We start from the raw sequence: 11,467 nt of genomic DNA, 5'->3' as shown, positions 1-11,467 counted from the left end.
GCATTGCTGAGCTAATGTGATTTTAAAAGCACGACTGTACTTTGACATAAAAAGAACCCCCAATGTTGTTTGTCCAACTATTGGGGGTCACTTCATTAAGTGGGCTAATGGGTAGAGATCTTTGCACGACTACTGCGCTTGCCAATACTTTGTTAACAATGGACTGGTTTTGGCTTCCCTCGCGACTTCGTGTAAAGGTCTTTAGTAATTTTAAATGCTACTATCGAGCTAAATTAAATCTTTGTTTGTATGTAACTTTCAAGCGTGTTGACTTGATCCGGTGTGAATTCAAGGCCAAGCTTGGTTCGACGCCATAAAATATCTTCCGCTGAATGCGACCATTCACGATTAATTAAGTAGTCCACTTCTACTTGATAAAGCTGATTGCCGAAATGCTGACCAAGGTCGGCTTCGGAATTGGCTTTTTCTAATAGAATGTTTGTCAATGTGCCGTAGCTATTAGCAAAGCGACGAGCAAGGTGGGCACCTATAAAAGGATAGTCTTGCTGTAATTTCATGGCGAAGCCGTCAAGAGACATACCTAAGTCACCACCAGGTAATGGCTTGCTGTGCGTCCACTCATCACCAAGGTTATCAAAGTAAGGTGTAAGCTTTTTCATTGCGGATAGAGCGAGTTTTCGATAAGTAGTGATTTTTCCGCCGAAAATGCTGAGCAATGGTGCTTGGTGATTTTGGTCATCAAGGTGTAATGTGTAATCGCGCGTCACGGCAGAAGGATCAGAGGATTCATCTTCTAATAATGGTCTTACGCCTGAGTAACTCCAGACAACGTCTGCAGGCGAAAGTGTTTTTTTGAAGTGATCATTGGCAACTTTTAAAATGTATTGGGTTTCTTCTTCCGAGATGGCCACCTCATTTGGATCGCCTTTGTATTCCACGTCGGTTGTACCTAATAAGGTGTAGTGTTCACGGTAAGGAATGGCGAAAACAATACGCTTGTCAGTGTTTTGCATGATGAAGGCATTTGAGTGTTGGTACATCTTTGGTACAACAATGTGGCTACCTTTAATCATGCGAATACCGTAAGGTGCCTTCCGTTCTACTTTGGTTTCAATAAAAGATGACACCCAAGGACCTGCCGCATTAACCAAGGCTTTGGCGGTAATCTCATGGGTTTCTTTGGTGATTTGATCTTCTAGACTGATATGCCATTGATTGCCGACACGTTTTGCGGAGGTACAGCGAGTTCGTGCAAAAATAGACGCGCCATTTTTTTGAGCACTAAGGGCATTGGTAACCACTAAACGTGCATCATCTACCCAGCAGTCTGAGTATTCAAAGCCTTGTTTAATATCGTCTTTTAATGGGCTGTCTGAGCCGTACTTAACACCTTTCGAGCCTAAAAGTGTTTTACGTTTGCCTAGGTTGTCGTAAAGAAATAAACCGATGCGAATCAACCACGCTGGGCGTAGGTGTGGTCTATGGGGCATTTGAAAACGCATCGGAGTGACAAGGTGAGGAGCCACTTCTAGCAAGACTTCACGTTCCGTTAACGCTTCTTTTACAAGTCGAAACTCATAATGTTCCAAATAGCGCAAACCACCGTGGATTAATTTGCTGCTCGATGAGGATGTGGCATGAGCTAAATCCCCCATTTCACACAGACCAACATTTAGGCCTCGTCCTGCGGCATCTGCGGCTATTCCTGTGCCATTAATGCCGCCGCCAACAACAAATAGGTCAAAATGGGAGTGATTCATACTAAGCCTCACGATCAAAAAATACGGTTTAATGTTCGAAAGTGAACATTTATGTTCGATACTAAACCTCTAAAGCGATGATGACAATAAGGCTTTGTGAAGTTTTGGTGAACATTTGATCTTTTTTGAGCTTTGAAAGGAAGTGAGAAGGAGAAGGGTTGGTTGTCTCTAGCTTAGCAAGTAGTCGTCACAATGCTGAGCCCAAGGGTTACTTGGGCGTGCAGGTTTCTAATCGAACCTTGTGTTCTTTCATTAATTTAATAATGGCCTTTGGTGGTTGTTCATCAGTAAAAAGCCTGTCTACTTGGGTGATATTGCCTAAACGAACAACCGCATTGCGGCCAAATTTGGCGCTGTCAGCAGCGAGGAAAACAGTTCGAGAGTTATTGATAATACTTTGAGCAACCCTGACTTCTTGGTAATCATAATCCAGCAGTGAGCCATCGTTTGGGTCAATGCCACTGATGCCTATGATGCCGAAATCCACACGGAATTGATTAATGAAGTCGATCGTTGCCTCTCCCATTACGCCACCATCTCGTGAACGAACTGTGCCCCCAGCAATGATCACAGTAAAGTCTTCTTTTCCGCTTAGAATGGCCGCAACATTGAGGTTGTTGGTGATAACTTGCAAGCCTTGGTGGTTTAGCAGCTCTCGAGCAACGGTTTCTGTTGTGGTACCAATGTTGATAAACAAGGAGGCATGATTGGGGATTTCTGCTGCAATTCGTTTGGCTATTTGCTCTTTTGCTGGTAGCTGTAAAATTTGTCGAGTTGCGTAGGCTACGTTGGTAGTGCTTGAATCGTAACTCGCGCCACCATGGTGTCTGCGTATTTGATCAGCCTTTGCTAGCTCATTAATATCTCGGCGAATGGTTTGTGGTGTGACAGCAAACTGGCTGGCCAATTCATCGATTGTCACATATCCCTTTTCTTTCACTATGGCGACAATATTGTCTTGGCGAGAGAGTTGGCCCATCTTGTTTTCTTCTCCTGATAAAAGGCATTACTTGTTAAACGAGGCTTGCTAAACGAGTGTGCATTGGTTTTTAATAGGGAATATTCGTATTTGAATATTCATGTTCAAAAAACAAAACAACAATTTAAGTCGCTTACTTTTTGAGTGACTGTGATTTCAAAGAGAATTCACCATGACACATTATATTCTTGCTATTGATCAAGGCACCACCAGTTCTCGGGCTATTTTATTTGATGAAAAAGGCGCTCGTGTTGGCCAATCTCAGCAAGAGTTCCCGCAAATTTTCCCTGATGATGGTTGGGTTGAGCATGATCCAGAGGATATATGGTTATCTACTTTAGCTGTGTGTCGCTCTGTTCTCAAGGATACAGGCATCGATGCGCAAGCGATAGCAACCATCGGCATTACCAATCAGCGTGAAACCACTATTTTATGGGACACCGAAACAGGTGAGCCAGTTTATAACGCGATTGTTTGGCAAGATCGACGAACTAGTGCGTTTTGTCAGTCGTTAAATGACCAGGGTTTAAGTGAAAAGGTGCAAGAAAAAACTGGGTTACTCATTGATCCGTATTTTTCTGCTACTAAAATTCGTTGGATTTTGGACAATGTTGATGGTGCTCGTGAAAAAGCGCAAGCGGGGCGTTTGGCCTTTGGTACAGTCGACAGCTTTTTATTGTGGCGACTAACGAACGGAAAATCTCATAAAACCGATGCGACAAATGCTGCTCGTACTATGGCATTCAATATTCATAAACAAGAATGGGATGACGAACTGATCGAGCAACTAGGTATTGGTGACGTATTGTTTCCAGAGGTGATGGATTGCAGTGCGGATTTTGGTGTCATTGATGCGGCTTGGTTGGGCGCTGAAATTCCTGTTAATGGTATTGCCGGAGATCAACAGGCGGCGTTGGTTGGGCAAGCATGCTTTGCTCCAGGTATGGTGAAGAGTACTTACGGCACCGGTTGTTTCATGATTTTGAATACTGGTGACAAAGCGATTCGATCGGAACACAAGTTACTTACTACTGTGGGTTACCGCATAAACGGAAAGGTTACCTATGCCTTAGAAGGCAGCATCTTTGTGGCGGGTGCCGCCATTCAATGGCTCCGAGATGGTTTGAAGCTATTTGCTGACGCTAAAGAGACGCAAAGTCTGGCTACGCAAGCATTGAATGATGATTCTGTTTATTTGGTTCCGGCATTTACAGGGTTAGGGGCGCCTTATTGGGACCCAGATGCCCGTGGCGCTATGATTGGGTTAACGCGTGATACTGGCGTTGCTGATATCGTTAGTGCTGGTTTGCGGTCTGTGTGCTACCAAACAAGAGATCTGGTAGGAGCGATGGCGCAAGATGGCGCAACATTTAGCTCTTTACGTGTCGATGGCGGCATGGTGATAAATGATGTGATGGTGCAGTTTTTAAGTGATTTGTTAGAAATTACAGTAGAGCGGCCTTGTGTTACTGAAACCACGGCATTGGGTGCTGCCTTTTTAGCGGGGTTGCAGGTTGGCCTGTATCAATCTTTGGATGAGATTGAAGCTTTATGGGAAGCTGATAAATGTTTTGAGCCCGCAATGGAGAAAGGCACAGGCGATAAATTGTATCAAGGCTGGCAAAAAGCGGTAGATAGAGTGCGCACACGAGACTAGTTTTTACGATTTGATACATGCTTTGTCTTGTGTGCTAAGGCAAATATGGCTAACTTTAAGTAAGGATGTTTATTTACAAAGGGTTTAGATAATGTCGAAACAGTTTGCCGAAGTACAGCAAGATGATTTTATGAAGTTTGGTGGGGAGCGTCCAAGCTATTTAGAGATCGAAGATGCATTGATGTCACTGGGCGGACACGGTGTTGACGGTAATAACTTTAAAAATGAAATGATGAAGTTGGCGGGTTGGACTGGTGGGGCATTGACGACTTACGCTCAGCGTGCCGCGGTTGCTCAAGCGGCATTCAATCGCATTCGTGAAGTTTTGCCAACAGTGACAACGCCCGATGAATTAAAAGCCATTCTTGAAAGCTTAAAATAAGTCATTATTTAAGGCGTGTTTTGAAAGTAAAAAAGGGGAACGATGGTAAATCGTTCCCCTTTTTTACACGTCGTGCTAAATGTTATTCTGCGTCTGCGATGGCTTTCATACCATACTCTTCGTCGAGAATTCGACCGATAACGTTGTTTCCCGCAAGATGATGAGCATACTGCATATGTAGGCATCGAACTTGATCCCAATTTGCAATGCCGCCAATTCCTAGCTTATCAAATAGAGGCTTAAAACCTTTTTCTTCAATAATGGCTTTGTGCTCGTCGCTCATTACTTCCCATCGTCGTGAGATGTAATCGCGGTGAGAAGCATGATGCGCTTCTCGTAATGTCTCATCGTCTTTTATGCGTTGCTCGAGCTCTTTTACGACGCCATGGCTTTCTATTTTTGCCAAGGCTTTGTCTATCGCTTTGCTGGAAAGCCAATAAAGCGTTGGAAATGGCTGTTCGAAAACCCAAGTCTCCATTTCTAAGACTTGTGGTATGCCGTTAGGCGAATAGTGGGCAATGGCACTGATACCGCTAGGAGTGCGTCCAAGTTGTGCTGTGATGATATCGATATCATGCTGAGAAAGTGTCGTTGTCATAATGTCTTATTGGATAGTGTCTTCTGAACTAGAAGAATTAAATAGTAAATGCAGGGAAGCTGGCAGCAAATTTCTGTATCCATTCGGCAGCGGCTTCATTGTAATTGAGTCGTCGACCTTCGACTTTTGCTTGGCGTCGGTAGTGCTCAATCTGAGAGAGTTGTTCGATCATGCGAACACAATAGCACTCTTCTTTGGTAGGGAATTCAATGGCGATGTGGTAGCCGTCTGTTTCTTTATTGCACCAAGCTATACGGCCAGACACGCAAAAGTTTGGGTCAATCTCTTCCAATGTAATTCTTACCGAGCGTCCATTGTCAAAAGGACGAAGGGTGATATATGTAATACCGACAAACCCAGCTCTATCTTCAGTAATTTGAGGAAAGGGCTGATCTTCAATTAGCGTAATGTCTAACGGAAGGTCTCTCGGATGTGCAACAAATTCCATCGCAACAAGCCAGCTACTATTTCAGATATTCATGTTATCGGCCAAGAAGGCAGAGTGTTTAAAAAAGAATGCGAATTGTACGCTTTTTGCCCTGTCTGTACAGATGAATTTTAGGATGTCTGAGGCTTTAATCATAACTTTTACTTATATACAAAAAAGCTCTGTATTACCCTTTGCATTTTACACTGTTTAGGTGTCTGTATTAGCCTAGACTAGAGGTCTGAAGCTGGCAAAGTTTACCAAGCTCTTTTAGTGCTGCGTTGGTTTGATTGTCCCAAGTTAATGCGTAATTTAATCGAAAGTGGTGATTAAACTGCGCCGTTAAACTGAAGGCTAATCCCGGTAGTAAACCTATGCCAATGTCTAAAGCTTGAGAATGAAGAGTCATGGCGTTAACAGTGTCTGGCAAGGTGACCCAGAGTAAAAAACCACCTTTTGGTGCAGAGGTTTTAGTTCCTGCTGGGAAGTGCTCTTGAATGAGCGCTTGGCAACGAAGCAAGTTGTCTTGATAAGATTGTCGGGTTTTTCGTAAATGGCGGTCGTATGCGCCGTTTTCCAAGAAGTTAGCAATAGCAGTTTGCGTTAAGGTTGGAATCGCGAGGGATTGAACATAAGCATAATGCTCAATCTGTGTTTGAAAAGGGCCACCAACAATCCAGCCAATGCGGAATCCAGGGGCTATGCTTTTGGAAAATGAACTGCAATAGATGACGGTGTTATGGTTATCGTCGGCTTTGAGGGAACGTTCGCGTTTGTCTTTATAACTCAACTCACCGTATACATCGTCTTCAATCAGGGTAAAGCCATGTTGAATAGATTGGCTGAGGATGCGTTGTCGCGCCTGATTATTGAGTGTAGCGCCAATTGGGTTTTGATTATTGGGTGTGACAACGCATGCTTTGATATCCCATTCGTTGGCCGCGTTTTCTAATAAATCTAAGTCTATGCCGGTGTCAGCAGAGCAAGGAATTTCAACCGCTTTTAGGTTTAATACTTCAATGATTTGTAATACGCCATGATAAGCAGGACTTTCGATAGCAATGGTATCGCCTGCTTTGGCGACAGCCTGTAATGAAAGCATTAAGGCGTTTTGACATCCCAAGGTAATAGTAATGTCATCGGGTTGCAGCTGGCAGCCGTTGTCTAGCATGCGGATGGCAATCTGACGGCGTAAGTTAAGTGATCCTGGGGTAAATTCGTAAGCGGCACATATTTCTGGCTCTAAGCGCATCAAGCGCCCTACAGAACGTTGCAGTTGTCGTATTGGTAGGAACTGGCTTTTAGGAATAGCAGCGCCAAATTGTATGATATTGCCGTCTTGGGAAGCGTGAAGTAAACGTCTTAGTAACGCATGAATGGTGCCATCGTTCTTAGTTGGTTCAATTTTTGCTGGCTCTGTTGGGTGTGGCTGGATTTCTTGGACGAAATAGCCTTTTTGAGGGCGTGCTTTAATGACTCCTCTGTCTTCTAGCAAACTGTAAGCTTGAAGCACGGTAGCAACACTAACTTCCATTTGTTTGCTGGTTTTACGAACCGATGGGATCTTTGCTCCTGGTAAGAAAATACCTTCATGAACTTGGTGTTCAATTTGGTTCGCAATTTTTTCGTATAAGGGGCAATCCATAAAGCGCAGGTCAAATTTAAAATGAGGTGTGTCCAATTTACCAGATTGGTGGATTGAAAGAAATCTATGCAGATTTTATGACGCTAAGCACTGGGGGTTAAATAGCCTTTTTGTGACTTTCAGAGATAGATGATAATTGTAAATAAAGTGTTATGGTATTCCTGTATCATTGGTCAAACTTCCGTAAACGCGTATGCCTAGCGGTTAAATGGGCAAAAAATTTAGAGCAGATTTTAATTTAGAGGTCGATTATGGCGTTATCCGTTATTCAAAGGATTTTATTTGGCTTTGGTATTTTACTGATACTTTTGCTGATGATTGCTGCATCTGGATTTTTAGGTATCAACAAAATAGAAAATAGATTAAATGTTGTTACTGGAAAAGTCGCTAATATCTCATCTACCAGTAATGCACTCAAAGAAGACGTTAGTTTAGCAAATGCCGCTGTATTGCAGTATCTGTTGAGTAAAAGCCCTAGCTCGTTGGAAGATTTATCCGCACGGTTTTTGCAGAATAAGCAAGAATTTAGTGATGTCTCTGAACAGTTGGCAGTTCAACTTCAAGGTATTCCTGTGATGGCTCAGGCGCTTGACAGTATCAATGCTGAAGTAAAGCGCTTTTATGGTTATACCGATGTGGCTTTTTCTAATCATAAGACCATGTTAGAGCTTCAGGCCGTAGTGCCAGATGAGAAACTGGATCTGAAAGATTCAATTGCATTTGCGACTGAAGATTTAGGCATGTTAGTCACTGATGGTGATACGTCTGAAATCCAATTCGCGGCTTCCTATATGCATAGTCAAATTGAAAGCCTTCAAGTATCGGTTAATGATTATTTTGATGTGCGCAGTTTGGATAATATGCAGGAATTGCGTGATGCGATGGCGACGATTATTTCTAGCCTGAAGGATAAGCAGTCTTACTTAAATGATGACAATATCAATGACTTGGTGGGTGAAATAGAAGCTGGCGTGTTGTCTGACGATGGCGTGGTGGCAAAGTTTTATGAGAATGCTCGTCTAGCACAAGAATCTGAAGTGTTGGCAAAGCAATTATCAGACAGTATGGAGCTGGTTAACCACTCCGTGCAGCAACTGTTATCAGAAGCGGCTGCGATGGGGGTAAATGCCAAAACGGAAGCGACGGATGCTGCCACGCTATCTACTCTAATTATTGAAGTTGTATTGGTGGTTTCCATTATCATTGCCGTGCTGGTGGCATTGTGGGTGAGTCGAAGTATTCGCCTTCCATTGAAGGAGGTGATGACTGTATTGGGGAAAATCTCAGATGGGGACTTTACCCAGCGTAGTAAAGTGAAAACCAAAGATGAATTCGGTGAGCTATCCGCTTGGGTGAATGGGCTGGTGGTGAAACTGCAGAAGGTGATGTCAGAGATTGATCAAGCATCTAATGAGGTGGCTGAGTCTGCTGGTAGTAATGTCCGTTTAGCAGGTGATTCTAAGCGTTTGATGAAGGCGCAAAATGAAAGAACGACAGAAGTCGCTTCCTCAATGACTGAAATGGTATCTACGGTTGATCAGGTAGCAAAAAGTTCAGAAGTGATTTTGCACCAAATCCAGTCGGTCGATCAAAGGGCTAATCAAAACCGCGAACAAATGGATGCCAATATTCATAAAATCGAGCATCTGCTTGGAAAAATAGAAGAGTCGACGACGGTCGTCAATGAATTGGATGAGCACTCTAAGAGTATCGATCGTATTTTAGAGGTGATCCAAGGCATTGCGGAACAGACGAATTTGTTGGCCCTGAATGCAGCGATCGAGGCGGCTCGAGCCGGTGAGCAAGGCCGGGGCTTTGCTGTAGTGGCTGATGAAGTTCGTACATTAGCAAATAGAACGCACAGCTCCACTGAAGATATTCAGCATGTCATTGCACAGTTACAGCAAGGTGTTACAAAAACAGTTGGTAGCATGGAAGAGAGTCGTAAAAGTGCTTTCTCCAGTGTTGGGGAAGCTCGTACCGTTGGCTCGTCACTGCTTGAGTTGCAAAGTAGTATGGCCGAGATTCGTGATTTAAGTATTCAAATTGCCACAGCTGCTGAAGAGCAATCTGCTGTAGCACAAGAGATTAAACAGAATGTAATAGAAATATCTGACATGTCAGAACAGGCCGCTCATGGTTCTGATCAGAGTGAGAAAGACAGTGAAGGCTTGGCTAAATTGGCCTCTCATCAGAAGTACCTACTTAGCCAGTTTAAGATTGTTTAATGGTTTTTCTAAGGTAGGTTGCGTTAATATTGGCGACACTTAATTCTCTGGAGATAAAGTTCATGTCGATTCTTATGGGTGATATGCTGCCTCATGGTGCATTTCAGGTTATGGGCGAAGAAGGTCCTGAGACAGTTGATGTCACAGAATTCTTCTCAGATAAAAGTGTATTAATGTTTGCTGTGCCTGGAGCTTTCACTCCAACTTGTAGTGCCAGTCACTTACCTGGTTTTGTTGTGCACTTTGATGCCTTAAAGGAAAAAGGGATAGACGAAATAGTTTGTCTTTCTGTTAATGATGTTTTTGTGATGAACGCTTGGGATAAGGCAAACAACGCTGAAAACCTGATAATGGCCGCCGATGGTTTGGCTGAGTTTACTTGTTCCATGGGATTAGAATTGGATATCTCTGCTGCAAAAATGGGCATTCGTAGTCGCCGATATGCCATGTTAGTAACCAATGGTATCGTTCAGCAACTATGGTTGGATGAACCTGGCGAATACAAAGTGAGCTCAGCAGAATACGTATTGAGTCAGCTTTAAATTCCTTTTACACGCATTAAAAAAACGCGGGAATGATTTTTTAATGCGTGTATATGGTATCTATTAAAAAATCCTTTATTTTCAATAAGTAGTGTCCTTTCAGTTGTAGTAATTTGAAAGCTTCTATATCAAAATGCAATACCTTTTTGGCTAAAATGAAATAGCCAAATAGCCCCTATAAAATAATACTCTCAATAGATTGTGATGGAATGACCTGCTCACTTCTGTCTCACCATTTAATAAAAATAGAGAGTAGTAGCATGATTATAGATTGCCACGGACATTACACAACGACGCCTGCTGGGGTTGGTGAATACCGCGATAAACAAAAAGCTCAGGTCGCTAAAGATCCAGCTTTTGTTGGTGAAAAAGGTAAAGTTATTGTTTCGGATGATGAAATTCGTGACAGTATCGTCAAAAACCAGCTGCGTTTACAGCAAGAACGTGGCACAGATCTGACTATCTTCTCTCCCCGTGCTAGCTGGATGGGGCATCATATTGGTAATGAATACACCAGCCAATATTGGACCGAGCACCAAAATGATTTGATACGCCGTGTTTGTGACCTTTTTCCTGAGAACTTTGCGCCTGTTGCACAATTACCACAATCCCCAGGTGTTGATCCTGGTAAATCTGTTGCTGAGATCGTTCGTACTGTTGAGGAAATGGGCTTTATTGGGATCAACTTGAATCCAGACCCAAGCGGCGGTTACTGGCAAGATAAGTCGTTGGCGGATCGCTCTTTCTACCCTATTTACGAAAAAATGTGTGAATACGATATTCCGGCGATGATTCATGTGAGCGCAGCGTGTAATGATTGCTTCCACACCACGGGGTCGCACTATTTGGGAGCCGATACCACTGGCTTCCAGCAATTAATGATGTCGGATGTATTTAAAGACTTCCCTGAATTAAAAATCATTATTCCACATGGTGGTGGCGCAGTACCTTACCATTGGGGGCGTTTCCGTGGCATGGCACAAGATCAAGGTTTTGACCTTGCTGAACGTGTGTTGAATAACATCTACTTTGATACTTGTGTTTACCATCAGCGTGGTATTGACCTTCTTCTTGATATTATTCCTACTAAGAACATTTTGTTTGCTTCTGAAATGATTGGTGCTGTACGCGGTATTGACCCAGAATCTGGTCATTATTTTGACGATACAAAGCGTTATATCGATAACAACACTGCGTTATCTGCGGAGCAGAAACAAGCGGTCTTTGAAGGCAACGCTCGTCGTGTCTTTTCTCGATTAAAAAGCTCAAGACTAAAAGCGTAAGACTT

Annotated in this window: 10 protein-coding genes; 5 read left to right on the top strand and 5 right to left on the bottom strand. The window is 43.1% G+C overall.

All coding sequences use genetic code 11. The annotated features are described in order from the left end of the window. Nucleotides 1–233 precede the first annotated feature (233 nt). Both glpD and DFP80_RS16995 read right to left on the bottom strand, forming a co-directional pair. Complete coding sequence (glpD, locus tag DFP80_RS17000; protein WP_113918007.1) at nt 234–1,721, bottom strand: glycerol-3-phosphate dehydrogenase; 1,488 nt, start codon at nt 1,719–1,721, stop codon at nt 234–236. Nucleotides 1,722–1,929: 208 nt separating this feature from the next. Then, nucleotides 1,930–2,700: a DeoR/GlpR family transcriptional regulator gene (locus DFP80_RS16995; RefSeq protein ID WP_113918006.1), complete on the bottom strand. Its 771-nt coding sequence runs from the start codon at nt 2,698–2,700 to the stop codon at nt 1,930–1,932. A 172-nt stretch (nt 2,701–2,872) separates the two neighbouring features. Between DFP80_RS16995 and glpK the strand changes: the two genes are divergently transcribed. Then, nucleotides 2,873–4,357, top strand: coding sequence for a glycerol kinase GlpK (gene glpK / locus DFP80_RS16990; protein WP_113918005.1), 1,485 nt, complete (start codon nt 2,873–2,875; stop codon nt 4,355–4,357). A 91-nt stretch (nt 4,358–4,448) separates the two neighbouring features. After that, a complete protein-coding gene (locus DFP80_RS16985; RefSeq protein ID WP_113918004.1) occupies nt 4,449–4,739 on the top strand; it encodes a hypothetical protein in 291 nt (96 codons plus the stop codon). A gap of 82 nt (nt 4,740–4,821) precedes the next feature. On the opposite strand, the gene DFP80_RS16980 is transcribed toward DFP80_RS16985, so the two are convergent. The 3 genes from DFP80_RS16980 to DFP80_RS16970 form a co-directional block, all read right to left on the bottom strand. Next, entirely contained in the window at nt 4,822–5,337 is a 516-nt protein-coding gene (locus DFP80_RS16980) for a DUF501 domain-containing protein (RefSeq protein WP_113918003.1), read from the bottom strand. Between the two features lie 37 nt (nt 5,338–5,374). Then, nucleotides 5,375–5,785: an energy transducer TonB gene (locus DFP80_RS16975; RefSeq protein ID WP_113918002.1), complete on the bottom strand. Its 411-nt coding sequence runs from the start codon at nt 5,783–5,785 to the stop codon at nt 5,375–5,377. A gap of 202 nt (nt 5,786–5,987) precedes the next feature. Beyond that, on the bottom strand, nt 5,988–7,409 hold the full coding sequence (locus DFP80_RS16970) for an aminotransferase-like domain-containing protein (protein ID WP_113918001.1): 1,422 nt from the start codon (nt 7,407–7,409) through the stop codon (nt 5,988–5,990). A 251-nt stretch (nt 7,410–7,660) separates the two neighbouring features. Here DFP80_RS16970 and DFP80_RS16965 point away from each other — a divergent pair, with 251 nt between their 5' ends. The 3 genes from DFP80_RS16965 (at nt 7,661) to DFP80_RS16955 (ending at nt 11,462) form a co-directional block, all read left to right on the top strand. Then, nucleotides 7,661–9,637, top strand: a complete 1,977-nt coding sequence (locus DFP80_RS16965) for a methyl-accepting chemotaxis protein (RefSeq protein WP_113918000.1) — start codon at nt 7,661–7,663, stop codon at nt 9,635–9,637. 62 nt (nt 9,638–9,699) lie between these two features. Beyond that, on the top strand, nt 9,700–10,179 hold the full coding sequence (locus DFP80_RS16960; RefSeq protein ID WP_113917999.1) for a peroxiredoxin: 480 nt from the start codon (nt 9,700–9,702) through the stop codon (nt 10,177–10,179). 260 nt (nt 10,180–10,439) lie between these two features. Further along, on the top strand, nt 10,440–11,462 hold the full coding sequence (locus tag DFP80_RS16955; RefSeq protein WP_113917998.1) for an amidohydrolase family protein: 1,023 nt from the start codon (nt 10,440–10,442) through the stop codon (nt 11,460–11,462). Nucleotides 11,463–11,467 lie beyond the last annotated feature (5 nt).

This window comes from Marinomonas rhizomae, assembly GCF_003315485.1.
Lineage (GTDB): Bacteria > Pseudomonadota > Gammaproteobacteria > Pseudomonadales > Marinomonadaceae > Marinomonas > Marinomonas rhizomae.
Note: the sequence above shows the minus strand (reverse complement) of the source record. Positions and strands in the feature narration are given on the sequence as shown.